The organism is Ectorhizobium quercum (assembly GCF_026552795.1).
Classification (GTDB): domain Bacteria; phylum Pseudomonadota; class Alphaproteobacteria; order Rhizobiales; family Rhizobiaceae; genus Ectorhizobium; species Ectorhizobium quercum.
This window is the reverse complement of sequence record NZ_JANFPI010000007.1, coordinates 47,378-71,447: the sequence shown is the minus strand read 5'-3', so window position 1 is coordinate 71,447 and position 24,070 is coordinate 47,378. Positions and strand designations below refer to the sequence as shown.

22 protein-coding genes are annotated in these 24,070 nt (G+C 64.9%); 19 read left to right on the top strand and 3 right to left on the bottom strand.

Annotated elements, in window-relative coordinates; genetic code table 11:
* Positions 1–53 precede the first annotated feature (53 nt).
* Entirely contained in the window at positions 54–695 is a 642-nt protein-coding gene (locus NOF55_RS19270) for a class I SAM-dependent methyltransferase (protein ID WP_306412743.1), read from the top strand.
* A gap of 74 nt (positions 696–769) precedes the next feature.
* Here NOF55_RS19270 and NOF55_RS19265 read toward each other — a convergent pair whose 3' ends face one another.
* Positions 770–1,075, bottom strand: a complete 306-nt coding sequence (locus NOF55_RS19265) for a hypothetical protein (RefSeq protein WP_306412742.1) — start codon at positions 1,073–1,075, stop codon at positions 770–772.
* Between the two features lie 321 nt (positions 1,076–1,396).
* Between NOF55_RS19265 and sdhC the strand changes: the two genes are divergently transcribed.
* From sdhC to NOF55_RS19190, 15 genes are all read left to right on the top strand, one after another.
* On the top strand, positions 1,397–1,789 hold the full coding sequence (gene sdhC, locus NOF55_RS19260) for a succinate dehydrogenase, cytochrome b556 subunit (protein WP_306412741.1): 393 nt from the start codon (positions 1,397–1,399) through the stop codon (positions 1,787–1,789).
* 13 nt (positions 1,790–1,802) lie between these two features.
* Complete coding sequence (gene sdhD / locus NOF55_RS19255) at positions 1,803–2,186, top strand: succinate dehydrogenase, hydrophobic membrane anchor protein (protein WP_306412740.1); 384 nt, start codon at positions 1,803–1,805, stop codon at positions 2,184–2,186.
* A 6-nt stretch (positions 2,187–2,192) separates the two neighbouring features.
* Positions 2,193–4,034: a succinate dehydrogenase flavoprotein subunit gene (sdhA, locus tag NOF55_RS19250; RefSeq protein WP_306412739.1), complete on the top strand. Its 1,842-nt coding sequence runs from the start codon at positions 2,193–2,195 to the stop codon at positions 4,032–4,034.
* A 17-nt stretch (positions 4,035–4,051) separates the two neighbouring features.
* Positions 4,052–4,831 carry a succinate dehydrogenase iron-sulfur subunit gene (locus NOF55_RS19245; protein ID WP_306412738.1) on the top strand — a complete coding sequence of 260 codons (780 nt, stop codon included), beginning with the start codon at positions 4,052–4,054 and terminating at the stop codon, positions 4,829–4,831.
* A 212-nt stretch (positions 4,832–5,043) separates the two neighbouring features.
* Entirely contained in the window at positions 5,044–5,577 is a 534-nt protein-coding gene (locus NOF55_RS19240; protein WP_306412737.1) for a protease inhibitor Inh/omp19 family protein, read from the top strand.
* 46 nt (positions 5,578–5,623) lie between these two features.
* Positions 5,624–6,781: a cell division protein ZapE gene (gene zapE, locus NOF55_RS19235; RefSeq protein WP_306412736.1), complete on the top strand. Its 1,158-nt coding sequence runs from the start codon at positions 5,624–5,626 to the stop codon at positions 6,779–6,781.
* Positions 6,782–6,957: 176 nt separating this feature from the next.
* Entirely contained in the window at positions 6,958–7,920 is a 963-nt protein-coding gene (gene mdh, locus NOF55_RS19230; RefSeq protein ID WP_306412735.1) for a malate dehydrogenase, read from the top strand.
* A gap of 35 nt (positions 7,921–7,955) precedes the next feature.
* Positions 7,956–9,152 (top strand): ADP-forming succinate--CoA ligase subunit beta, encoded by a 1,197-nt coding sequence (gene sucC, locus NOF55_RS19225; RefSeq protein WP_306412734.1) that lies wholly within the window; start codon positions 7,956–7,958, stop codon positions 9,150–9,152.
* A gap of 4 nt (positions 9,153–9,156) precedes the next feature.
* The gene (sucD, locus tag NOF55_RS19220) at positions 9,157–10,065 is read left to right on the top strand and encodes a succinate--CoA ligase subunit alpha (protein WP_306412733.1); all 909 of its coding nucleotides are present in this window, start codon (positions 9,157–9,159) and stop codon (positions 10,063–10,065) included.
* Positions 10,066–10,236: 171 nt separating this feature from the next.
* A complete protein-coding gene (locus tag NOF55_RS19215; RefSeq protein WP_306412732.1) occupies positions 10,237–13,221 on the top strand; it encodes a 2-oxoglutarate dehydrogenase E1 component in 2,985 nt (994 codons plus the stop codon).
* A 60-nt stretch (positions 13,222–13,281) separates the two neighbouring features.
* Entirely contained in the window at positions 13,282–14,508 is a 1,227-nt protein-coding gene (gene odhB, locus NOF55_RS19210; protein WP_306412731.1) for a 2-oxoglutarate dehydrogenase complex dihydrolipoyllysine-residue succinyltransferase, read from the top strand.
* Positions 14,509–14,520: 12 nt separating this feature from the next.
* On the top strand, positions 14,521–14,934 hold the full coding sequence (locus NOF55_RS19205) for an MAPEG family protein (protein WP_306412920.1): 414 nt from the start codon (positions 14,521–14,523) through the stop codon (positions 14,932–14,934).
* A gap of 13 nt (positions 14,935–14,947) precedes the next feature.
* Positions 14,948–15,580: a LysE family transporter gene (locus NOF55_RS19200; protein WP_306412919.1), complete on the top strand. Its 633-nt coding sequence runs from the start codon at positions 14,948–14,950 to the stop codon at positions 15,578–15,580.
* A 49-nt stretch (positions 15,581–15,629) separates the two neighbouring features.
* Entirely contained in the window at positions 15,630–17,036 is a 1,407-nt protein-coding gene (lpdA, locus tag NOF55_RS19195) for a dihydrolipoyl dehydrogenase (RefSeq protein ID WP_306412730.1), read from the top strand.
* Positions 17,037–17,124: 88 nt separating this feature from the next.
* Entirely contained in the window at positions 17,125–17,628 is a 504-nt protein-coding gene (locus tag NOF55_RS19190) for a DUF2867 domain-containing protein (protein WP_306412729.1), read from the top strand.
* Here NOF55_RS19190 and NOF55_RS19185 read toward each other — a convergent pair.
* On the bottom strand, positions 17,606–18,688 hold the full coding sequence (locus NOF55_RS19185) for a TraB/GumN family protein (RefSeq protein WP_306412728.1): 1,083 nt from the start codon (positions 18,686–18,688) through the stop codon (positions 17,606–17,608). The two genes, NOF55_RS19190 and NOF55_RS19185, sit on opposite strands and share 23 nt — an antisense overlap.
* 84 nt (positions 18,689–18,772) lie before the next feature.
* Positions 18,773–19,708: a tyrosine recombinase XerC gene (locus tag NOF55_RS19180; protein ID WP_306412727.1), complete on the bottom strand. Its 936-nt coding sequence runs from the start codon at positions 19,706–19,708 to the stop codon at positions 18,773–18,775.
* Positions 19,709–19,956: 248 nt separating this feature from the next.
* Between NOF55_RS19180 and NOF55_RS19175 the strand changes: the two genes are divergently transcribed.
* The 3 genes from NOF55_RS19175 to NOF55_RS19165 all read left to right on the top strand — a co-directional run bounded on the left by NOF55_RS19175 (position 19,957) and on the right by NOF55_RS19165 (position 23,898).
* Positions 19,957–21,099: an AAA family ATPase gene (locus tag NOF55_RS19175; protein WP_306412726.1), complete on the top strand. Its 1,143-nt coding sequence runs from the start codon at positions 19,957–19,959 to the stop codon at positions 21,097–21,099.
* A gap of 55 nt (positions 21,100–21,154) precedes the next feature.
* Positions 21,155–23,371, top strand: coding sequence for a primosomal protein N' (locus NOF55_RS19170; protein ID WP_306412725.1), 2,217 nt, complete (start codon positions 21,155–21,157; stop codon positions 23,369–23,371).
* Positions 23,372–23,511: 140 nt separating this feature from the next.
* Positions 23,512–23,898: an AGROH133_08824 family phage infection protein gene (locus NOF55_RS19165; RefSeq protein WP_306412724.1), complete on the top strand. Its 387-nt coding sequence runs from the start codon at positions 23,512–23,514 to the stop codon at positions 23,896–23,898.
* Positions 23,899–24,070 lie beyond the last annotated feature (172 nt).

Sequence of the window (24,070 nt, the reverse complement as noted above, 5' to 3'; positions counted from 1 at the left end):
ATTGCCCTTGCGGTGGCGTTCACGCCCGTCATCCGCCGGAACGGGAGGCCCCGATGATCGACAAGCATGCGTTCATTCTCGAAAACACCAGCCTCATGCGCCCGCCGCATGTGCCGGAAATCGAACTTCATCTGGCGAGCGAAGCGCATGACCTCTGGCTGAAGACGCAGGAGGAGCTGGAGGAGATCGGACTGCCGCCGCCGTTCTGGGCATTCGCCTGGGCCGGCGGGCAGGGGCTCGCGCGCTTCGTGCTCGATCATCCGCTTGCGGTCAGGGGAAGGACGGTGCTGGATTTCGCCTCGGGTTCCGGCCTGGTCGCCATCGCGGCGGCCAGGGCCGGCGCCGCCTGCGTGGTGGCCGCCGACATCGATCCCTTCACGGAAACGGCCATCGGGCTCAACGCGGCGGCGAACGGCGTCTCGCTCGGCTTTCGCGGCGACGATCTCATCGGCCGCGACGAGGGATGGGACGTCGTACTGGCGGGCGATGTTTTCTATGACAAGGGGTTCGCGGCGCTGCTCGTGCCGTGGTTCGAGGCGTTGTCGGCGCGCGGCGCGACCGTGCTGGCCGGCGATCCGGGCCGCGCCTATCTGCCGAAGGAGCGGCTGACGGCGCTCTCGACCTACACGGTGCCGGTGACGCGGGCGCTGGAAGACAGCGATGTCAAGCAGACCACGGTCTGGCGCTTCACCTGAGCGATAGAGCCTTTCCAGCAAAAGTGCGGTACGCGGTTTTGCGTCCGGAAATGCGGAAATCCTCTAGGTTGTCGTCACGGGCGGATGACGCAGACGCCGGCCTCATAGGAGCATTCCGGCTCGGCGCCGATCACGACGGGCGGCCGGGTGCGCTTTTCCTGCCGTTCCGCGGCAGGCGCGGGCCGCGTCTTCCTGTCGAGATGGAAATAGGTTCCGTGGCGGGTGCCGGCGGTGGACGCGGCGCCGGCATAGGTGTCGCCCCAGCGCGTCACGGAGGGCAGGCCGCTGCCGGACACCGATCCGGCCGAGGCGGTGGCTGCCGGCAACGCGGCGAGGCAGGCCAGAGCCGCTGCCATCAGCGCCGTTCGTCTGGTTCGCATGACGGGTCTCCTCCCAAACGTTTGTTCGGTCGCCTTGACGGAATTCCAACTTTAATATGATGTTGATGCGGGAGAGGGGAAGGGGCGCTTCGATTTTTCCGCGCGAGTGATTCGTTTTTGCGCCATTTCCGGCAACCGTTCCGCGAGGAAGGAATTGCAGGACCAATCGATTAAATTCCCGGCGGCGAAAACATAGTGCTTGTCGAGGCATCCTTTGATGTTCTAAAGGTCCGGACTGACGCGATACATGGTTACACCGGGGATGTATCGCCGGGAGGGATGCCCGAAAATCGAAGCGCACTTTAACGCCGCGAGGTTCTGATGGCGAACGTGACAAATAATCGGCCTTTGTCGCCGCATCTTCAAATTTACAAACCGATTCCCACGATGGTTTCGTCTATCGTGCATCGTATTACGGGCGGTGCGCTTTATTTCGGAACCCTGCTGGTGGCCTGGTGGCTGGTGGCCGCCGCGACGGGCGGTGCCTACTATGCCTGGGTGCAATGGGCGATGGGCACAATCATCGGCAAGCTCGTCCTGTTCGGCTACACCTGGGCTCTCGTCCAGCACATGCTTGGCGGTCTTCGCCACTTCATGTGGGATGCCGGCTACGGTTTTGAAAAGCATTTTTCGACGAAACTCGCCAAGGCGACATTCGCCGCTTCGATCTGTCTGACGCTCCTCATCTGGATCGTCGCTTATCTGATCTGGTGAGGAGGACATTTTCATGACCGATATGCGTACCCCTCTGGGCAAGGTCCGCGGACTGGGCTCCGCCAAGGACGGCACCGAGCATTTCTGGCGCCAGCGCCTGACCGCCGCCGCCAACGTTCCTCTTCTCCTCTTCTTCGTCTTCTTCCTTCTGAAATACGGCGGCGCGCCGCATGCGGAGGTTCTTTCGGCCCTCTCCAATCCGTTCGTCGCCGTCATCATGGGTCTCGTCGTGATCTCGGGCATCATTCACATGAAGCTCGGCATGCAGGTCATCATCGAGGACTACATTCATGTCGAAGGCCGCAAGGTCGTCCTTCTGATGCTGAACACGTTTTTCTCGGTTTTCGTGGCGGGTCTCTGTCTTTTCGCCATTCTGAAGATCGCATTCGCAGGATAATCCATCATGGCTTCCGTTGTTTCACCCGCCCAGAATGGCAAGGCCTACACCTACGTCGACCATTCCTATGACGTCGTCGTGGTCGGGGCCGGCGGTGCCGGCCTGCGCGCCACGCTCGGCATGGCCGAGCAGGGCTTCAAGACCGCCTGCATCACCAAGGTCTTCCCGACCCGCTCCCACACCGTCGCGGCGCAGGGCGGCATCGCCGCCTCGCTGACCAACATGACGCCCGACTGCTGGCAATGGCATCTTTACGACACCGTGAAGGGCTCCGACTGGCTCGGCGACGTCGACGCCATGCAGTATCTTGCGATGGAAGCGCCGAAGGCGGTCTACGAGCTGGAGCATTACGGCGTTCCTTTCTCGCGCAACGAGGAAGGCAAGATCTACCAGCGCCCGTTCGGCGGCCACATGCAGAACTACGGCGAAGGCCCGCCGGTGCAGCGCACCTGCGCTGCGGCCGACCGCACCGGCCACGCCATCCTGCATACGCTCTACGGCCAGTCGCTGCGCAACAATGCCGAATTCTTCGTCGAGTATTTCGCGCTCGACCTGATCATGTCCGAAGACGGCCGCTGCACCGGCGTCGTGGCCTGGTGCCTCGACGACGGCACGATCCACCGTTTCTCCGCCAAGATGGTGGTTCTCGCCACGGGCGGCTACGGCCGTGCCTACTTCTCGGCCACCTCCGCCCACACCTGCACGGGCGACGGCGGCGGCATGATCGCCCGCGCCGGCCTGCCGTTGCAGGACATGGAATTTGTCCAGTTCCACCCGACGGGTATCTACGGTGCCGGCTGTCTCATCACCGAGGGCGCGCGCGGCGAGGGCGGCTACCTCGTGAACTCCGAAGGCGAGCGCTTCATGGAGCGTTACGCGCCCTCGGCCAAGGACCTCGCCTCGCGCGACGTCGTCTCGCGCTGCATGACGCTGGAAATCCGCGAAGGCCGCGGCGTCGGCAAGAACAAGGACCATATCTTCCTGCATCTCGACCATCTCGACCCGGCCGTTCTGCACGAGCGCCTGCCGGGCATTTCCGAGAGCGCCAAGATCTTCGCCGGCGTCGACGTGACCCGCGAGCCGATCCCGGTCCTGCCGACCGTTCACTACAACATGGGCGGCATTCCGACCAATTACTGGGGTGAAGTGCTGAACGCCGATGCCGACAACCCGGAACGCGTCGCGCCCGGCCTCATGGCCGTGGGCGAGGCGGGCTGCGCCTCGGTGCATGGCGCCAACCGTCTCGGCTCCAACTCGCTGATCGACCTCGTGGTCTTCGGCCGCGCCGCCGCCATCCGCGCCGGTCAGGTCATCGACAAGGCCGAGCCGATCCCGGCGCTCGACGTGGCGGCCTGCGACCGGATCATGGAACGTTTCGACAGCCTGCGCCACGCCAGCGGCTCGACGCCGACGGCCGTGCTGCGGGACAAGATGCAGCGCGCCATGCAGGAAGACGCCGCCGTGTTCCGCACGCAGGAGGCGCTGGAATCCGGTTGCCGCCGTCTTTCGGCCATCTGGAAGGAGCTTCCCGACGTCAAGGTCACGGACCGGTCGATGATCTGGAATTCCGACCTCGTCGAAACGCTGGAGCTGCACAACCTGATGGCCAACGCCATCACCACGGTCTACGGCGCTGAAGCGCGCAAGGAAAGCCGCGGTTCGCATGCGCGCGAGGACTATACGGACGGTCCGTTCGGCGGCCGCGACGACGTCAACTGGCGCAAGCACACGCTGGCCTGGGTCAACGAGGCGGGCGATGTCAGGCTCGACTATCGCCCGGTTCACACCGACCTCATCGCCGACGGCATCGATCCCAAGAAGATCGCGCCGAAGGCTCGCGTCTATTGATTTGAGGAGGAATCGACATGGTTGAACTCGCTCTCCCGAAGAACTCCCAGGTCAAGGAAGGCAAGGTCTGGCCGAAGCCGGCCGGCGCCACGAACGTCCGCGAATACCGCATCTATCGCTGGAACCCGGACGACGGCCAGAATCCGCGCATCGACACCTACTACGTCGATCTCGACGATTGCGGCCCGATGGTGCTCGACGGTCTGCTCTACATCAAGAACAAGATCGACCCGACCCTGACCCTGCGCCGCTCCTGCCGCGAAGGCATTTGCGGCTCCTGCGCGATGAACATCGACGGCACCAACACGCTCGCCTGCACCAAGGGCGTGGACGAGGTGAAGGGAACGGTGAAGATCTATCCGCTGCCGCACATGCCGGTGGTCAAGGATCTGGTGCCGGACCTGACGCAGTTCTACGCCCAGCACCGCTCGATCGAACCCTGGCTGAAGACGGTTTCGCCGCCGCCGGCCAAGGAATGGAAGCAGAGCCACGAGGACCGCCTGAAGCTCGACGGTCTTTACGAGTGCATTCTCTGTGCCTGCTGTTCGACGTCCTGCCCGAGCTACTGGTGGAACGGCGACCGTTATCTCGGCCCGGCCGTCCTGCTCCAGGCCTATCGCTGGCTGATCGACAGCCGCGACGAGGCCAAGGGCGAGCGCCTGGACAATCTGGAAGACCCCTTCCGCCTGTATCGCTGTCACACGATCATGAACTGTGCGCAGGCCTGCCCGAAGGGCCTGAACCCGGCCAAGGCGATCGCCGAAATCAAGAAGATGATGGTCGAGCGCCGCGTCTGACGCAATTCCGGCGCGCTTATCTGGGCGAATCCGGATGAATCCTGAAGCCGCCGGCGCATGCGCTGGCGGCTTTTTTACCGCCATCGGCTGGTCCAGCCTTGATCGGCTCCTAATTATTAAGATAATTCCGCCATGTTTTGCGCATAGGGCGTAAATCCTCTTGGCGTGTCAGGGTGTTCCCAAGGGATAGCAGGGTCAATGGGAGTTTCAGAATGCAGTTGAGATATGTTGCGACGATGGCCGCAATCGTTCTTTCTCTTGCCGGATGTCAGCGGACGTCGGGCGGCTTCGCAAGTTCTCCCTCGACCTTGCCACCGCTTCAGGCGCAGCCGGTGGGCGGCGTCCAGTCCGGCGCCCTGCCGCCGCCGGCCAGCCCGCAAGGCCAGCCGGGGCAATTCCCGGATGCTCCGCAGCAGACGGCCTCGCTTCCGCCGGGGGGCGCCGGCGCCCCGCCCGCAACGGCGATGGATGTCCGCAAGGAAGGCATGGTCGGCAGCTGGCGTGTGTCCAACGGCGGCGCGAACTGTGACATGTTCCTGACGCTGACCAATCTCGGCAGCGGCTCGCGCGGCGGCACGCGCGGTTGCTCCGGTCCGCTCAGCCTGATGGGCTCGTGGGACGTGGCCGGCCGGCAGGTCAACCTGAAGGACCGCAACGGCAACGTCATCGGCACGCTCTACAAGACGTCCGACAGCCGTTATGACGGGTCGCTCAACGACGGCCAGTCCGTCAGCCTGAGCCGCTAAACCCAACCGGGCGGCTTCGGCCGTCTCTCATGGCCGGATCATCGCGATGTTATCGAGGCAGGACGCGCCGCCCAGCGTCAGTGAACAACTTCGGGCATTGACGGACGCCGGCAGTCTTCAGGCCGACGACGCGCAATTTGCGGTCGCCGGCCATCTCGACCGCATTCTCGACGAGCTTCGCCTGCGGGTACCGTCGCCGAAGCGCGGCGCGCTCGGCTGGCTGTTCGGCAAGGGCAGGAAGGCCGAGCCCGTCAAGGGGCTCTACGTCTATGGCAGCGTCGGGCGCGGCAAGACGATGCTGATGGACATGTTCTTCAAGCTCGCGCCGGTCGAGGCCAAGCGCCGCGCCCATTTCCACGAATTCATGGCCGACGTGCATGCCCGCATCCACGCCCAGCGGCAGAAATTCAAGGCGGGTGAAACCCGGCAGGCCGATCCGGTGCCGCCGGTGGCCGCGTCGATCCGCGCCGAGGCGGAACTTTTGTGTTTCGACGAGTTCACGGTGACGGACATTGCCGACGCGATGATCCTGTCGCGTCTGTTCACCGAACTGTTCGCGCATGGCTGCGTGCTGGTCGCGACCTCCAACGTCATTCCCGACGACCTCTATCGCGACGGCCTGAACCGCGGCCTGTTCCTGCCGTTCATCGGCCTGCTCAAGCAGAATGTCGAGGTCACGACGCTCGACTCGCCGACGGACTACCGGCTGGAGAAGCTGGACAGCCTGCCGGTCTATGTCACGCCGCTCGGTGCCAGGACCGATGCCGCGCTGGACGCCGCCTGGAGCCGTGTGACGGGCGGCGCGACCGGCGAACCGGACGCGATCCAGATGAAGGGGCGGCAGATCGACGTGCCGCTCGCCCACGGCACGGCGGCCCGTTTCACTTTTGCGTCGCTTTGCGAAGTGCCGCTCGGGGCATCCGACTATCTGGCAATTGCGCACCGGTTCGATACGGTGTTTGTAGAGGACATTCCCCGGATGGGGCCGGAAAAGCGCAACGAGACGAAGCGTTTCATCATCCTGGTCGATACGCTTTACGACAATCAGGTGCGGCTTTTCGCGTCCGCCGAGGCGATGCCGGAGGATCTCCTGACGGAACGGCGCGGCACCGAGGGGTTCGAATTCGACAGGACCGTGTCGCGTCTGTTCGAGATGCGCAGCGCGGATTATCTCGAACTTCACCGCGAGAAGCGCGGAAAGTGACGCTTCCCGCCTCATAATTTCTTACGTTTACGTAAGAAATTATGACATTAAGTTGTTGTATTTCCTTCATCCGAAAGAATCGGTTGATATTTTTTGCAGTTGAGCTTATTGGCAATGGCCGAGACTGCTTGGCACCAAGGCCCGTTTTTCGGGTTCTATCGAGAGGAGACGCTTCGATGGCGCGTAAGAAAATTGCACTCATTGGCTCGGGTATGATCGGCGGCACGCTGGCGCATCTGGCCGGCCTGAAGGAACTGGGCGACGTCGTCCTGTTCGACATCAACGATGGCGTGCCGCAGGGCAAGGGCCTCGACATCGCCCAGTCTTCCCCGGTCGACGGGTTCAATGCCAAGTTTACCGGCGCTTCCGATTACGCCGCCATCGAAGGCGCCGATGTCTGCATCGTCACCGCCGGCGTGCCGCGCAAGCCGGGCATGAGCCGCGACGACCTCCTGGGCATCAACCTCAAGGTCATGGAACAGGTCGGTGCCGGCATCGCCAAGTACGCTCCGGACGCCTTCGTCATCTGCATCACCAACCCGCTCGACGCGATGGTCTGGGCCTTGCAGAAGTTCTCCGGCCTTCCCGCCAACAAGGTCGTCGGCATGGCCGGCGTTCTCGACAGCGCCCGTTTCCGTCTCTTCCTCGCCGAGGAATTCAACGTGTCCGTCCAGGACGTCACCGCCTTCGTGCTCGGCGGCCACGGCGACACGATGGTCCCGCTCGCCCGCTATTCTACGGTCGCCGGCATTCCGCTGCCCGATCTGGTCAAGATGGGCTGGACCACGCAGGAAAAGCTTGACCAGATCATCGACCGCACCCGCAACGGCGGCGCCGAGATCGTCGGCCTGCTGAAGACCGGCTCCGCCTTCTACGCTCCGGCCGCATCCGCCATCGAGATGGCCGAGTCGTACCTGAAGGACAAGAAGCGCGTCCTGCCCTGCGCCGCGTATCTCGACGGCCAGTACGGCGTCAAGGACATGTATGTCGGCGTGCCGGTGGTGATCGGCTCCGAAGGCGTGGAGCGCATCGTTGAAATCTCGCTCGACGAACAGGACAGCGCCGGCTTCCAGAAGTCGGTTGATGCGGTGAAGGGTCTTTGCGACGCCTGCGCCTCCATCCAGCCGTCCCTGAAGTAATACGGCTACAGGAACATACCAAGGAGGAGTGGTTCATGAACATTCATGAGTATCAGGCCAAGGCCCTGCTGAAGAGCTACGGCGCCCCCGTCGCGGCGGGTGTCGCCATCTTCAGCGCCGACGAGGCCGAAGCGGCTGCCCGGCAGCTGCCCGGTCCCGTCTACGTGGTGAAGAGCCAGATTCACGCCGGCGGTCGCGGCAAGGGCAAGTTCAAGGAACTCGGCCCCGACGCGAAGGGCGGCGTGCGTGTGGTGAAGTCCATCGAGGAAGTCGTTGCCAACGTGAAGGAAATGCTTGGCAACACCCTCGTCACCAAGCAGACCGGCCCGGCCGGCAAGCAGGTCAACCGTCTCTACATCGAAGACGGCGCCAGCATCGCTCGTGAACTGTACCTCTCCGTCCTGGTGGACCGCACGGTCGGCCGTGCCGCCTTCGTCGTTTCGACCGAAGGCGGCATGGACATCGAAACCGTGGCCGAAGAAACGCCGGACAAGATCGTCACCGTCGCCATCGACCCGGAAGCGGGCGTGACCGACGAGGACGCGACGGCGCTCTCCGATGCGCTGGAGCTTCAGGGCGAAGCCCGCGTCGAGGCGGGGATGCTGTACCGCATTCTCTACCACGCCTTCGTCGAGAAGGACCTGAGCCTTCTGGAAATCAACCCGCTCGTGGTGCTGACCGACGGCAATATCCGCGTTCTCGACGCCAAGGTGTCGATCGACGGCAACGCGCTGTTCCGCCATCCGGAACTCGTGGAGCTGCGCGACCTGACGGAGGAGGACGGCAAGGAGATCGAAGCCTCGAAATACGATCTCGCCTATGTCGCGCTCGACGGCAATATCGGCTGCATGGTGAACGGCGCCGGCCTTGCGATGGCGACGATGGACATCATCAAGCTCTACGGCGCCGAGCCCGCCAACTTCCTCGACGTCGGCGGCGGCGCCACGAAGGAGAAGGTGACAGCGGCCTTCAAGATCATCACCGCCGATCCGGCCGTGAAGGGCATTCTCGTCAACATCTTCGGCGGCATCATGAAATGCGACGTCATCGCCGAGGGCGTGCTCGCCGCGGTGACGGAGGTCGGGCTCGAAGTTCCGCTCGTCGTGCGCCTCGAAGGCACCAACGTGGATCTGGGCAAGAAGATCATCAACGAGAGCGGCCTGAACGTCATTCCGGCCGACGACCTCGACGATGCCGCCCAGAAGATCGTTGCCGCCGTGAAGGGAGCCTGAGACGATGTCGATCCTCATCAACAAAGACACCAAGGTCCTCTGCCAGGGCATCACCGGCAAGAACGGCACCTTCCACACGCAGCAGGCGATCCACTACGGCACCAGGATGGTGGGCGGGGTGACGCCGGGCAAGGGTGGCACGACCTGGGATTCCGGCATCGTCGACGGCGGCATGGAACTGCCGATCTTCGACACGGTGGCCGATGCGCGCGGGGCGACGGGGGCGGACGCTTCCGTCATCTACGTGCCGCCGAAATTCGCCGCAGCCGCGATCATCGAGGCGATCGACGCCGAGATTCCGCTGATCGTGGCGATCACCGAGGGCATTCCGGTCGCCGACATGGTGAAGGTCAAGGCGCGGCTCGAAAAGTCGAACTCCCGCCTGATCGGGCCGAACTGCCCGGGCCTGCTGACGCCGAACGAATGCAAGATCGGCATCATGCCGGGCAATATCTTCCGCAAGGGTTCGGTCGGCGTCCTGTCGCGCTCCGGCACGCTCACCTATGAGGCCGTGTTCCAGACGTCGCAGGAAGGCCTCGGCCAGACGACGGCCGTCGGCATCGGCGGCGATCCGGTCAAGGGCACCGAGTTCATCGACGTGCTGGAAATGTTCCTGGCGGACGACGAAACGCAGTCGATCATCATGATCGGCGAAATCGGCGGTTCCGCCGAGGAAGATGCGGCCCAGTTCCTCAAGGACGAAGCCAGGCGCGGCCGCAAGAAGCCGATGGTCGGCTTCATCGCGGGCCGCACGGCTCCTCCCGGCCGGACGATGGGCCATGCCGGTGCCGTCATCTCCGGCGGCAAGGGCGGCGCGGAAGACAAGATCGCGGCAATGGAAGCGGCAGGCATCCGCGTGTCGCCGTCTCCGGCCCGTCTCGGCAAGACCTTGGTCGACGTTCTCAAGGGCTGAGACCGATAACGGAATGAAAGGGCGGGCCCCGCCGGGGCCTGCCCGCGCATAGGACAGAACAACAGGCAGGCGGCGGCGCCCGGCGCGGGTGCGGCCGGAATATGCGGAAGGCCGGACGCACTGGAACCGGCCCAAGAATCAGGAGGCCGGCGGTTTCGCCAGCGATTCATCATGGCAAGGCAAGAAGCGAACGAACAATTTCAATTAACGTCCTTCCTAGATGGTGCCAACGCTGTCTACATCGAACAGCTGTATGCCCGCTACGAGGAAGATCCGACGTCCGTGGCCGCCGAATGGCAGGCCTTCTTCAAGGCGCTCGAAGACAATCCCGAAGACGTGAAGAAGGCTGCCCGTGGCGCCTCCTGGCGTCGCAAGAACTGGCCGCTCGCCGAAAGCGGCGATCTCGTTTCGGCGCTCGACGGCGATTGGGCGAAGGTCGAGAAGACCGTCGAGAAGAAGGTGAAGGACAAGGCCGCCGAGACCGGCAAGGGCATTTCCGAGGCCGAGGTTCTTCAGGCGACGCGCGACAGCGTTCGCGCCATCATGATGATCCGCGCCTATCGCATGCGCGGCCATCTGCATGCGCAGCTCGATCCGCTGGGGATCGCCGCGCCGGTGGAAGACTTCAACGAGCTGTCGCCGGCCGCCTACGGCTTCACCGAGGCCGACTACGGCCGCAAGATCTTCATCGATAACGTGCTGGGTCTGGAATACGCCACGATCCCGCAGATGCTCGACATCCTGAAGCGCACCTACTGCTCCACCCTCGGCGTCGAGTTCATGCACATCTCCGATCCGGAGGAGAAGGCCTGGATTCAGGAGCGCATCGAGGGGCCGGACAAGGGCGTCGCGTTCACGCCCGAAGGCAAGAAGGCCATCCTCCAGAAGCTGGTCGAGGCCGAAGGCTACGAACAGTTCCTCGACGTGAAGTTCAAGGGCACCAAGCGTTTCGGCCTCGACGGCGGTGAATCGCTGATCCCGGCGCTGGAGCAGATCATCAAGCGTGGCGGTCAGGAAGGTCTCGAGGAGATCGTTCTCGGCATGGCCCATCGCGGCCGTCTGAACGTGCTGACCAACGTCATGGGCAAGCCGCATCGCGCCGTGTTCCACGAGTTCAAGGGCGGCTCGTTCAAGCCGGACGAGGTCGAAGGCTCGGGTGACGTGAAGTACCACCTCGGCGCCTCCTCCGACCGCTCGTTCGACGGCAACGACGTTCACCTGTCGCTGGTCGCCAACCCGTCGCACCTCGAAATCGTCAACCCGGTGGTGATGGGCAAGGCCCGCGCCAAGCAGGACCTGCGCGCCAAGGTCTGGGAAAACAACGTCATTCCGCTGAAGGAGCGTTCCAAGGTCCTGCCGCTGCTGCTGCATGGCGACGCCGCCTTCGCGGGCCAGGGCGTCGTGGCCGAAATCCTCGGCCTTTCCGGTCTGCGCGGCCATCGCGTCGCCGGCACGATGCACTTCATCATCAACAACCAGATCGGCTTCACCACAAACCCGGCCTTCTCGCGCTCGTCGCCCTATCCGTCCGACGTCGCCAAGACCATCGAGGCGCCGATCTTCCACGTCAACGGCGACGATCCGGAAGCGGTGGTGTTCGCGGCCAAGGTCGCGACCGAATTCCGCATGAAGTTCCACAAGCCGGTCGTGGTCGACATGTTCTGCTACCGCCGCTTCGGCCACAACGAAGGCGACGAGCCGAGCTTCACCCAGCCGAAGATGTACAAGGTCATCCGCACCCACAAGACGGTGGCCCAGATCTATGCCGCGCGCCTGATCGCCGAAGGCCTGCTGACGCAGGACGAATTCGACCAGATGAAGGCCGAATGGCGCGCGAACCTCGAAAACGAGTTCGAGGCCGGCCAGTCCTACAAGCCGAACAAGGCCGACTGGCTGGACGGCGAGTGGTCCGGCCTGCGCGCCGCCGACTCCTCCGACGAGAACCGTCGCGGCAAGACCGCCGTTCCGATGAAGACGCTGAAGGAGATCGGCCGCAAGCTGTCCGAGATCCCGGAAGGGTTCGAGGCGCACAAGACGATCCGCCGCTTCATGGATAACCGCGCGCAGATGATCGAGACCGGCGAGGGTCTCGACTGGGCGATGGCCGAGGCGCTCGCCTTCGGCACGCTGGTCACGGAGGGCCACAAGGTCCGCCTGTCCGGGCAGGATGTCGAACGCGGCACCTTCTCGCAGCGCCATTCGGTTCTCTACGATCAGAACACCGAGGAGCGCTACGTTCCGATCTCCAATCTCTCGGCCAGCCAGGCGCGCTTCGAGGTCATCAACTCGATGCTCTCGGAAGAGGCCGTGCTCGGCTTCGAATACGGCTATTCGCTGGCGCGCCCGAACGCGCTGACCATGTGGGAAGCCCAGTTCGGCGACTTCGCCAACGGCGCGCAGGTGATCTTCGACCAGTTCATCTCGTCTGGCGAACGCAAGTGGCTGCGCATGTCCGGTCTCGTCTGCCTTCTGCCGCACGGCTATGAAGGCCAGGGGCCGGAGCACTCCTCGGCCCGTCTGGAGCGTTTCCTCCAGCTCTGTGCCGAAGACAACATGCAGGTGGCGAACTGCACGACGCCGGCCAACTACTTCCACATCCTGCGCCGCCAGGTGCGGCGCGATTTCCGCAAGCCGCTGATCCTGATGACGCCGAAGTCGCTGCTGCGCCACAAGCGCGCCGTTTCGACCCTTGCGGACCTCGCCGGCGAAAGCAGCTTCCATCGCCTTCTGTGGGACGATGCGGAGTTCCAGAAGGACGGCCCGATCAAGCTCGTCAAGGATGCCAAGATCCGCCGCGTCGTGCTTTGCACGGGCAAGGTCTATTACGACCTGCTGGAAGAGCGCGAGAAGCGCGGCATCGACGACATCTACCTGCTGCGCGTCGAACAGCTCTATCCTTTCCCGGCCAAGGCGCTGATCAACATCCTGTCGCGCTTCCGCAATGCCGAGATGGTCTGGTGCCAGGAAGAGCCGAAGAACATGGGCGCCTGGTCGTTCATCGACCCGTATCTGGAATGGGTGCTCGCCCATATCGATGCCAAGTACCAGAAGGTTCGCTACACGGGCCGTCCGGCCGCCGCATCGCCGGCCACCGGCCAGATGTCCAAGCACCTCGCCCAGCTTGCCGCCTTCCTCGAGGACGCTCTGGGGGGCTGATGCCCCCCATTCGAGCCTACCCGCCACCGAAACACGATTTGATGAAACGGAATTGATATCATGGCCACCGAAATCCGCGTCCCCACGCTGGGCGAATCCGTAAGCGAAGCCACAGTCGGCACCTGGTTCAAGAAGGTGGGCGACGCCATAAGGGCCGACGAGCCGATCGTCGAGCTGGAGACCGACAAGGTGACGGTCGAAGTTCCCGCACCCGCTTCCGGCGTCCTGACCGAGATCGTTGCCGCCGCCGGCGAAACCGTCGGCCTGAACGCCCTGCTCGGCCAGATCGCCGAAGGGGGCGCCGGTGCCGCTGCGGCGCCTGCTGCCTCCGCTCCGGCCCCGGCCGCTGCCCCGGCCCCCGCGGCTGCCAGCGCCCCGGCACCGGCTGCATCCGCCGCCACGCCGCCGTCGCCGGCCGCCGCGAAGATCGCGGCCGACAACAACATCTCCCCCGCCGACGTCGATGGTTCCGGCAAGCGCGGACAGGTGCTGAAGGGCGATGTCCTCGCCGCCATCGCCAAGGCGCCGGCCGCCGCCGCTCCGGCCCCGGCTGCCGCGCCGCGGGCGCCGGTCTCTGCCGACGACGCCCCGCGCGAGGAGCGCGTGAAGATGACGCGCCTGCGCCAGACGATCGCCAAGCGCCTGAAGGACGCCCAGAACACCGCGGCCATGCTGACCACCTACAACGAGGTGGACATGAAACCGGTCATGGACCTGCGCACCAGGTACAAGGATCTTTTCGAGAAGAAGCATGGTGTCAAGCTCGGCTTCATGGGCTTCTTCACCAAGGCCGTGACGCATGCGCTGAAGGAACTGCCGGCGGTCAACGCCGAGATCGACGGCACCGATCTCGTCTACAAGAACTTCTGCCATGTCGGCATGGCGGTCGGCACCGACAAGGGTCTGGTCGTGCCGGTCATCCGCGATGCCGACCAACTGTCGATCGCCGAAATCGAGAAGGAACTGGGGCGCCTCGCCAAGGCCGCGCGCGACGGTTCGCTGTCGATGGCCGACATGCAGGGCGGCACCTTCACCATCACCAATGGCGGCGTCTACGGCTCGCTGATGTCCTCGCCGATCCTCAACGCGCCGCAGTCGGGCATCCTCGGCATGCACAAGATCCAGGAGCGTCCGGTCGCCATCGGCGGCCAGGTCGTCATCCGGCCGATGATGTACCTGGCGCTGTCCTACGACCACCGCATCGTCGACGGCAAGGAAGCCGTGACCTTCCTGGTGCGCGTCAAGGAAAGCCTGGAAGACCCGGAACGTCTGGTTCTGGACCTGTAAGGACGAGCGATGATGGAGATGCTTCCCGCGACAGCGACCGTCTTTGCGACACTGGCCGCGTGGAGCGTCGTCCTTCTCGTCGCGCATATCCTTTTGCAGGGCTTCTTCGCCACGCGCGAACTGGGCTCCGCATGGAATGCCGGCCCGCGCGACGAGGGGCGCAAGCCCGAGGGCGTGCTGGCGGGCCGGGCCGGGCGGGCCAGCGCCAATCTCCGGGAGACCTATCCGGCCTTTCCGGCCCTGTGCCTTGCACTGGCCGTGACCGGCGATCCGTCCGGCTGGGGCCTCATCGGCGCCTATGTCTGGTTCGCGGCCCGCATTATCTATTTGCCGCTTTATCTTGCCGGCATTCCCTATATCCGTTCCCTCGTCTGGCTGGGGTCTCTAGCCGGCCTGGCGGCGATGTTCCTTTCGGTTGTCTTGTGAGGGCCATGACGTGCTGACGAACTATCTCATGGAACTGGCGGCGCTGATGGCGATCTTCTCCTTCGCCATCGTCTCGCCGGGCGCGGATCTGGCGATGGTGATGCGCCAGTCGCTGGTGCATGGCCGCCGCGCGGCGATCTTCACGTCGTTCGGCGTCGGAACGTCCCTGATGTTCCATGTCAGCTATACGATCCTAGGCCTCGGGCTGATCATCTCGCAGTCCATCCTGCTCTTCACCATCGTCAAATGGCTGGGCGTGGCCTATCTGCTCTACATCGGCGTACAGTCGCTGCGGGCCGGAAAGATGTCGCTGGCCGTCAGCGAGGGGCCGTCGGCGAAGGGTCAGTCGGGGCTGAAGGCCTTCGGGCTCGGTTTCGCGGCCAATGCGCTCAATCCGAAGCCGGTATTCTTCTTCCTGTCGATCTTTTCGACCGTCGTTTCGCCCGGAACGCCCGTCGGGGTGAAGTTCGGCTACGGGCTGGTGATGGCGTCCTGCCTGATTGCCTGGTTCGTCGGTGTCAGCTTCTTTCTCACGACGCCGAAAATGCGTGCCGCCTTCGAGCGAGCGGGACAGTGGATCGACCGGACGAGCGGTCTGGTCTTCATCGCGCTCGGCCTGAAACTGGCCGCCCAGCGCGCCAACTGAACAATGAACAAGAGCCGCCCTGCGGCTTCACGAAGAATAGGAAAAGAAAATGGCTTATGATGTCGTTGTCATCGGTTCCGGCCCGGGCGGTTACGTCGCCGCGATCAAGGCGGCCCAGCTCGGCCTGAAGGTCGCCGTCGTCGAAAAGCGCGCCACCTATGGCGGTACGTGCCTCAATGTCGGCTGCATTCCCTCCAAGGCGCTGCTGCATGCTTCGGAAACCTTCGCCCATGTGAACCACGGCCTCGATTCGCTCGGCGTCGAAGTGGGCAAACCGGTGCTCAACCTCGAAAAGCTGATGGGCCACAAGGACAGCGTGGTGAAGGCCAATGTCGACGGCGTCGCCTTCCTGTTCAAGAAGAACAAGATCGAAGCCTTCAGGGGCACCGGCAAGATCCTCGGCGCCGGCAAGGTGGCCGTGATCGACGACAAGGGCGGGGAGCAGGTTCTCGAAACGAAGAACATCGTGATTGCCACAGGCTCCGACATCGCCGGCATTCCGGGCGTTCCGGTCGAGATCGACGAGGAGGTCATCGTCTCCTCCACCGGCGCCATCGCGCTGAAGAAGGTTCCCGAAACGCTGATCGTGGTCGGCGGCGGGGTCATCGGCCTCGAACTCGGATCGGTCTGGTCGCGCCTTGGCGCCAAGGTCACGGTCATCGAGTATCTCGACAAGATCCTCGGCGGCATGGACGGCGAAATCTCCAAGCAGGCCCAGCGCCTGCTCGCCAAGCAGGGCCTCGAATTCAACCTGTCGGCCAAGGTCACGGGCGTTGAGAAGACGGCCAAGGGCGCGAAGGTGACGTTCGAGCCGGTTGCCGGCGGCGAAGCCCAGACGCTGGAAGCCGAGATCGTGCTCGTTTCCACCGGCCGCAGGCCCTATACTGAAGGTCTCGGCCTCGAGGCTGCCGGCGTCGCACTCGACGATCGCGGCCGTGTCGAGATCGACGGCCATTTCCAGACCAACGTGCCGGGCATCTACGCCATCGGCGACGTGGTGAAGGGGCCGATGCTCGCCCACAAGGCTGAAGACGAAGGCGTGGCGCTTGCCGAAATCCTCGCAGGCCAGCACGGCCATGTGAACTACGAGGTCATTCCGGGCGTCGTCTACACGCAGCCGGAAGTGGCCTCCGTCGGCAAGACCGAGGAAGAGCTGAAGGCGGCGGGCGTCGCCTACAAGGTCGGCAAGTTCCCGTTCACCGCCAACGGCCGCGCCCGCGCGATGGAAGTGACGGACGGTCTGGTCAAGATTCTGGCCGACAAGGAAACGGATCGCGTTCTCGGCGTCCACATCCTTGGCTTCGGCGCCGGCGAGATGATCCACGAGGCAGCCGTGCTGATGGAGTTCGGCGGTTCGTCCGAGGATCTGGCCCGCACCTGCCACGCGCATCCGACCATGTCCGAAGCGGTGAAGGAAGCGGCGCTCGCCACCTTCTTCAAGCCCATTCATATGTAAGACCGCATCGTTACGATGACCGGACCGCGCCCTGCCCGACGGGGCGCGGTTTTCCATTGAATGCGCGGCAAGAGGAGCGGAGGCGGACATGACCGTTTTCGGCGAATCCGTCACGCTTCCGCATGCCGCGCTCGCCGGTGCCGACTGGGCCGACGGGTGGACGCTGGTTCTGCCGCATGGCAGGCCGACGGCATTGCAGGCCGCGCATCGCATGCTGGGCAATTCTCCGGCGTGGGTGCGCCTGCTGATGACGCTGCGCAACCGCATCGTCGCGCTGTTCGGTCTGAAGACGGCGGGGGTCGCCGCCGGGGCGGAAGGGCAGATCGGCGGCTTTCCCGTCGTTTCCGAACGGGACGATCAGGTCGTCCTCGGCTTTAACGACAGGCATCTCGATTTCCGCATCGTCATCGATGTTGTGTTGGAAAGCGCGGGCGGAAGCAGGGTTTCCGTGACGACGCTGGTCGACCGGCACAATCTTTTCGGCCGGTTCTATATCGCCGCCGTCACGCCGTTCCACAGGCTGATCGTGACAAGCGCGCTGGCCCGGCTGGCGGCGGGGGCGCCTTCGCTCAGTGCGCCGGCGTCAGGGTGAAGCCCTTCTTTTCCAGAAGGGCGACGACGCCGTCCTCTCCCGGCAGGTGCAGCGCGCCGACGGCGATGAAGACATTGCCTTTTTCCAGGATGGGAGCCGCGCGGTCGGCCATGACATGGTTGCGGTCGCGGATCAGCCGCTCCTCGAAAGCGGCGTAGCCTTCGCCCGCGCCCTCCATGCCGGGTATCGCGGCCTTCAGCATCGGCATGATCTCGCCGGTCCTGCCGTCGAGATAAAGCTCGGTCATGGTTTCGAAGACGTCTTCCATCCTGTCGCCGAGGGCCAGCGTCTCGATCAGGCCTTTCAGGTGAAACTCCGCCGGCAGCGCGGCCATAGCGGTAAACTGTTCGATCATGGTTTCGAGACCGAGAACCTCACGGCCGGCGGCTTGCGCATCGACGGCGAGCTTCTTGTCGAGAATGGCCTGGCTGGATTGCTTGCGGGCAAGCTCACACGTCGGCAAGGCCACGAAGCTGGCGATCAGCCAGGGCTGCATGCGGGCGACGGCGATCATGGGAATGCCGCGGGCTTTGAGACCGGCTTCGAGCGCCGCGGTGTCTTTCGCGTCCAGCAGGCTTTCGATGGTCTTGCCGTCGGCGAGCATGGTCAGGTCCGGGCGCGCGAGCATGGCGGCCGCCGCCTTGCCGTGGTCCAGAACGTCGGTGGTTTCGATGACCACGGTCGCGGCAGCCTCATAGGGCGCGCGTGCCGCTTCCGGCAGGGCCGTCACACGCGGATCGGCGACATGCATGGTGCCGAGCAGCCAGGATGGCGGCAGGCCGACCTTTTCGATCTTCCAGAAAATCGCCTTGCCGTTCGGAATCCGTTCCGCCTCGTCGAGAATCCGGCCATAGAGAGCGGGGTCCCGGGCCTGAAATTCCGGCAGGAGGCTTTTGCCATTGCAGGCGTCGCCATCCTCGGCGCGGACGGACGAGGCTGCGGCGAGCGCCGCGACCAGCAGGGCCAGCAGCAAAAGCGGCAGGAGGGCCGCGAGGTGCAGCAGCGGGCGGGACAGGCGATCCGCCACGGCGATTGCGGCGGCTTCGGATTTCGGGGGCATCATGGCTTTCCGGTTCAATCGAATTATCCCTCCCGACCCTAGCGGTGGAACACTCGGATCGGTTTAACGGACATGGTTAAGGAATCATGCGCGGGGATGGGCGCGGTCGTAGATGTCGAGCAGCCGGGCGGAGTCGACGCCGGTATAGACCTGCGTCGTCGACAGGCTGGCATGGCCGAGCAGTTCCTGAATGGTGCGCAGGTCGCCGCCGCCCGACAGAAGATGCGTGGCGAAGGAATGGCGCAGCGCGTGCGGCGTGGCGGTGTCGGGCAGGCCGAGCGCGCCGCGCAGCCTGCGCACCTGCTGCTGGATGATCGCCGGCTGGAGCGGCCCGCCACGGGCGCCGCGGAAGAGCGGCTGATCGGCGGCAAGCGGGAAGGGGCAGAGCGACTGGTACTGCCGCACGGCTTGCAGGACGACGGGAAGCAACGGAACGAGCCGCGTCTTGCCGCCCTTGCCGGTGATGCGCAGCATGGTCGTTTCCTCCGGCAGGTCGTCCGGCGTCAGCCCGAGCGCCTCGGAGATACGCAGGCCGCATCCGTAAAGGAGCGACAGCACGGCGGCGTCGCGCGTGCCGATCCATGCCTCCTCCTGCAACGCGGCCCCGGTTTCGATGAGGCCGATCGCCTGTTCGGGCAAAAGCGGCTTGGGCAGCGATTTCGGCTGTTTCGGCGAACGGATCGCGCCGGCGCCGGCGGCATTGACGAGGCCCTTGCGTTCGAGAAAACGCAGGAGGGAGCGAATGCCGGCCAGATGCCGGCCGAGCGAGCGGGCTCCGGCACCGTCGCGGCGGCGTGCGGCGAGGAAGGCGCGCAGGTCGGCAGGCCTGAGCGTGTGGATATCCTCGATCCGCGCCGGGCCGCCGAGATGGCCGGTCAGGAATTGCAGGAACTGCCGCGTGTCGCGCTCGTAGGCCTCGAGCGTCAGGCGGGCCAGGCGGCGCTCTCCCGCCAGACTGGCGAGCCATGCCTGCCGTTCGGCGATCAGGTCGGGGGCGGCGATGATCAGGATTTCGGTCATGGTTCATTCCTGCCGGGTGTGAGCCGAGGGTCAGGGCCTGTTCAATTGTGATCGAACCCGCAGGGCGATGGGGGGTTCGCGGCCGGGCGTCGTCGTAAAGATTTGAAAATGTTTGTCATTTCCTGGATCTCCTGACCGAACACGAAATCCGCCACGCAGAATGCGCAATTGAACAGGTCCTGACCCTACATTGCTCGACGCGGCGTTAGCAAATTGCTAACGAAGTCTCTTTCGCACAGGAGTTCCACATGCAGCTTGCCGCGTTGTCCGCCCGCCAGTATCGATCCCTGCGCGCCATCCGCATGGAACTTGGCGGCGTCAATCTGTTCATCGGCGCGAACGGCGTCGGCAAGTCCAATCTTTACCGGGCGCTGCAACTGGTTCAGGCGGCGGTGCGCGGCACGTTCGCGCGGGAAATCGCCGCCGAGGGCGGGATGATGCAGGCGCTGTGGGCCGGACCGCGCCGCAACCACGAACAGGCCCGCATCGTCTTCACCGTGGAGGTGGAGGACGAAACGAACGGCCTTTCCTTCGACTATCGGATCGAGGCCGGCCTGCGCCCGCCGAACGCGGCGGCCGGCTTCATGTACGAGCCGCAGGTCAAGGCCGAGTCCTTCCGCGTCGATACGGGCCGGGGTCCGGTCGAGATGATGAAGCGGCAGGGGCCCGGCATCTTCCTGCGCGACGGACGCGGGCGCATGGCGGCCTTCGGCGAAAGCCTTCTGACTTCGGAAACGGCCATCTCGGTTCTGGCGCATGAGGGCACGGCGCCGGAGATTTCCGCCTTCTGCCGTTTCGTCGACCAGTGGCGTTTCTTCCACGGCTTCCGCACGGATGCGGCCTCGCCGCTCCGCCATCCCTGCCTTGCCGTCACCGCGCCGCTTCTCGACGAGGACGGCGCCAATCTCGCCGCCGTGTTCGCGACGCTTTCGGTGACGCGCGAGGACACCGTGGAGCTGGACGAGGCGATTGCTGTCGCGCTCGGTGGCGCCCGGCTCGACATTTCGGAACCGGAGACCGAAGCGTCGTTCGGCCTTTCCCTCCCGGAATTTCCGAGGCGGATTTTTACCGCGCGCGAGCTTTCCGACGGGCAGTTGCGCTTTCTGGCGCTGGCGGGGGCGCTTCTGTCCTACCGCGCACCGCCGCTGATCGCGCTCAACGAGCCGGAATCGAGCCTGCATCCGGATATGATCGAGCCGCTGGCCGGATTGATCGCCAAGGCTTCCGAGAAAAGCCAGATCTGGATCGTTACCCATTCCGAGCGTCTGGCCGAGGCGGTGCGGCTGCGCTGCGGGCCGAGACCGCTGCGGGTCGTCCGGCAGGACGGTGCGACCTGGATCGAAGGCATGCGGCTGACGGGCGCGATGGCAGACGGAGACGACGAGGCGTGAGGGTTTTCCGCTTTGCGGGTTTCCATTTCGGCGGCGCGGGGGCAATGTCGCGCCGATGACGCAAGATTCGCTCGCTTCTCTTTTCGGCGACCTGCCCGCCATGCCGAAGCCCGGCCGTTCCGTTCCGGTTCTGGTGCCCCTGCCGGCGCCGGGACCCTACAGCTACGCCGTGCCGGAGGGCATGGCGGTCGAGCCGGGCTCGGTGGTGCAGGTGCCGCTCGGGCCCCGTCAGGTGATCGGCGCCGTCTGGGACGGGCCGTCCGACGGGGTCGATCCGAAGAAGATCCGCCCGATCGTCAAGGTGTTCGACTGCCCGCCGCTGACGAAGGAGATGCGCGCCTTCATCGACTGGGTATCGGCCTATACGCTGTCACCGCCGGGCCTGGTGGCGCGCATGGCGCTGCGCGCGCCGGCCGCCTTCGATCCCGAGCCGATGATCGAGGGCGTGCGGCTGGGGCAGGGCCGGCCGGAGCGGCTGACGCCCGCCCGGCTGCGGGTGATGGAACTGGCCGGCGAGGGCCTCGCATGGACGAAAAGCGGGCTTGCCCATGCGGCGGGTGTTTCGGCCAGCGTCGTCGACGGGCTTCTGAAGGCCGGGGCACTGGAAACCGTCTTCATGGCGCCGCCGCCGGTCGTCGCGCGGCCCGATCCGGATTATACGCAAGGGCGGCTGGACGGGCCGCAGGCGGATGCGGCGGAAGAGCTGCGCACGGCAGCCCGCGACGGTTTTTCGGTGACGCTGATCGACGGCGTGACCGGGTCCGGCAAGACGGAGGTCTATTTCGAAGCCATCGCCGAGACGCTCCGGCGCGGCAAGCAGGTTCTGATCCTCTTGCCGGAAATTGCCCTGACGGCAAGCTTCCTCGAACGCTTTCAGGACCGTTTCGGCTCCAGGCCGGCCGAATGGCATTCCGACCTGTCGCCGAGAATGCGCGAGAAAGTCTGGCGGCAGGTGACGACCGGCGAGGTCCGGGTGGTCGCCGGTGCGCGCTCGGCCCTTTTCCTGCCCTTCGAGGAGCTTGGGCTGATCGTGGTCGACGAGGAGCACGATCCCGCCTACAAGCAGGAGGATCGCGTCTTCTACAATGCGCGGGACATGGCTGTCGTGCGCGGGCGGATCGGCGATTTTCCGGTGGCCCTCGTTTCGGCGACGCCCTCCGTCGAAAGCCAGGTGAATGCCCGCTCCGGGCGCTACACCCTCATCCACATGCCGACCCGCTTTGGCGATGCGGCGTTGCCCGACCTGCATCTCGTCGACATGCGTCGCCATCCGCCGGAACGGGGCGGCTTCCTCTCGCCGCTTCTCCTGCGCGGCATGAAGAAGACCCTCGAAAAAGGCGAGCAATCGCTGCTCTTCCTCAATCGCCGGGGCTATGCGCCGCTGACGCTCTGCCGGGTCTGCGGCCATCGCTTCCAGTGCCCGCAATGCTCGAGCTGGCTGGTGGAGCATCGCTTTCGCGGCCAGATCCAGTGCCATCAGTGCGGCTATGCGGAACCGACGCCGCATGCCTGCCCGGAATGCGGCACGCTCGACCATCTGGCGGCCTGCGGGCCGGGCGTCGAGCGCATTGCCGAGGAGGTGGAGCGGCATTTTCCCGAGGCGCGGACCATCGTTCTTTCCTCCGACATGGCCGGCGGCGTCCGGCGGTTGCGGCTGGAACTGGAAGCCATCGCCAAGGGCGAGGCGGATATCGTCGTCGGCACCCAGCTCGTCGCCAAGGGGCACAACTTTCCCATGATGACGCTCGTCGGCATCGTCGATGCCGATCTGGGGCTGGCCAACGGCGATCCGCGCGCTGCCGAGCGGACCTTCCAGCTTCTCGCCCAGGTGACGGGCCGTGCCGGGCGTTCCGGCCTGAAGAGCCACGGGCTGATCCAGACGTACCAGCCGGCGCATCCGGTCATGCAGGCGATTGCGTCCGGAGACCGCGACGCCTTCTACGACCGCGAGATCCTGGAGCGGGAAAGGGCGCTCCTTCCCCCGTTCGGGCGGCTGGCCTCGCTGATCGTCTCGGCAGATACGCGCGCCGACGCGGAAACCCACGCCCGCGGGCTCCGGGCCGCCGCGCCGGCCGTGTCCGGCATCGCGGTGCTCGGGCCGGCGGAGGCGCCGCTGGCGCTGGTGCGCGGACGCCACAGGTTCCGCCTGCTGGTTCACGGCCAGCGCGGCAGCGACATGCAGGATTTTCTGCGCAGGACGATCGTGAACGGACCGAAGGTGCGCGGTTCCGTTCATGTGCAGGTGGATGTCGATCCGCAGAGCTTCCTGTAGACGGCCGCCTGCGAAAAATCCTTCCGGGCCTGTGGCGGAAGACGCGGCAAACGCGCATGGCTCTCGTTTGAAAACAGCCGTTTTCCCGCATGGGTCTTCGTGCGATAAGGGCCGCGTTTTCTGATTTGCCGGAGCCTGACATGGAATTCTATCTGCCGACCGAGACGGGCGAACTGCTTGCCTTCTCTTCCGCCGCCTTCACCGCGCTTGCCGGTCTTTTCATGATGTTCGCGCCGGGCCTCACCTTCCGCTTTTTCGGCCTGGGCTCTATGGAACACCGGCCCGGCGCCATCGCGGAGGCCCGCTCCTCGCTCGGCGGCTTTTATGCCGGCATCGGGCTGTCGGCGATCCTGCTCGCGCAGGACTGGATCTATATGGCGCTGGGGGCCGGCTTCGCGCTGGCCGCCTTCGGACGTATCCTGTCGCTCATGTCCGACCGGGGACGAAATCCGTTGAATTATCCCCTTCTGGTTGTGCAGATCGTGCTTGCCGCGCTGCCGCTCGGCTATGTCCTCGGATTTCTCTGAAACGGCGAGCGGAAGGCCGCAGGGGCGGCGCGGTCACTTTCCCGCCCTCTTTCGGACAAAATTTCACAAAGGGCCTTGTCCTAAAGGCGTAAACCTATATTACCCGTGTTGCGAGTCCGGACGCCGTATGCTAGACGGACCCCGAATTTTGAAAAAGGTGTGACTCCGGTCA

Coding starts and splice junctions, on each gene's coding strand:
- NOF55_RS19180 (WP_306412727.1), bottom strand. CDS start 19,708: ATGACCGAAATCCTGATCATCGCCGCCCCCGACCTGATCGCCGAACGG.
- sucC (WP_306412734.1), top strand. CDS start 7,956: ATGAACATTCATGAGTATCAGGCCAAGGCCCTGCTGAAGAGCTACGGC.
- NOF55_RS19175 (WP_306412726.1), top strand. CDS start 19,957: ATGCAGCTTGCCGCGTTGTCCGCCCGCCAGTATCGATCCCTGCGCGCC.
- odhB (WP_306412731.1), top strand. CDS start 13,282: ATGGCCACCGAAATCCGCGTCCCCACGCTGGGCGAATCCGTAAGCGAA.
- NOF55_RS19205 (WP_306412920.1), top strand. CDS start 14,521: ATGGAGATGCTTCCCGCGACAGCGACCGTCTTTGCGACACTGGCCGCG.
- sucD (WP_306412733.1), top strand. CDS start 9,157: ATGTCGATCCTCATCAACAAAGACACCAAGGTCCTCTGCCAGGGCATC.
- NOF55_RS19270 (WP_306412743.1), top strand. CDS start 54: ATGATCGACAAGCATGCGTTCATTCTCGAAAACACCAGCCTCATGCGC.
- lpdA (WP_306412730.1), top strand. CDS start 15,630: ATGGCTTATGATGTCGTTGTCATCGGTTCCGGCCCGGGCGGTTACGTC.
- NOF55_RS19215 (WP_306412732.1), top strand. CDS start 10,237: ATGGCAAGGCAAGAAGCGAACGAACAATTTCAATTAACGTCCTTCCTA.
- NOF55_RS19265 (WP_306412742.1), bottom strand. CDS start 1,075: ATGCGAACCAGACGAACGGCGCTGATGGCAGCGGCTCTGGCCTGCCTC.
- zapE (WP_306412736.1), top strand. CDS start 5,624: ATGTTATCGAGGCAGGACGCGCCGCCCAGCGTCAGTGAACAACTTCGG.
- sdhD (WP_306412740.1), top strand. CDS start 1,803: ATGACCGATATGCGTACCCCTCTGGGCAAGGTCCGCGGACTGGGCTCC.
- mdh (WP_306412735.1), top strand. CDS start 6,958: ATGGCGCGTAAGAAAATTGCACTCATTGGCTCGGGTATGATCGGCGGC.
- sdhA (WP_306412739.1), top strand. CDS start 2,193: ATGGCTTCCGTTGTTTCACCCGCCCAGAATGGCAAGGCCTACACCTAC.
- sdhC (WP_306412741.1), top strand. CDS start 1,397: ATGGCGAACGTGACAAATAATCGGCCTTTGTCGCCGCATCTTCAAATT.
- NOF55_RS19185 (WP_306412728.1), bottom strand. CDS start 18,688: ATGCCCCCGAAATCCGAAGCCGCCGCAATCGCCGTGGCGGATCGCCTG.
- NOF55_RS19245 (WP_306412738.1), top strand. CDS start 4,052: ATGGTTGAACTCGCTCTCCCGAAGAACTCCCAGGTCAAGGAAGGCAAG.
- NOF55_RS19170 (WP_306412725.1), top strand. CDS start 21,155: ATGACGCAAGATTCGCTCGCTTCTCTTTTCGGCGACCTGCCCGCCATG.
- NOF55_RS19190 (WP_306412729.1), top strand. CDS start 17,125: ATGACCGTTTTCGGCGAATCCGTCACGCTTCCGCATGCCGCGCTCGCC.
- NOF55_RS19240 (WP_306412737.1), top strand. CDS start 5,044: ATGCAGTTGAGATATGTTGCGACGATGGCCGCAATCGTTCTTTCTCTT.
- NOF55_RS19165 (WP_306412724.1), top strand. CDS start 23,512: ATGGAATTCTATCTGCCGACCGAGACGGGCGAACTGCTTGCCTTCTCT.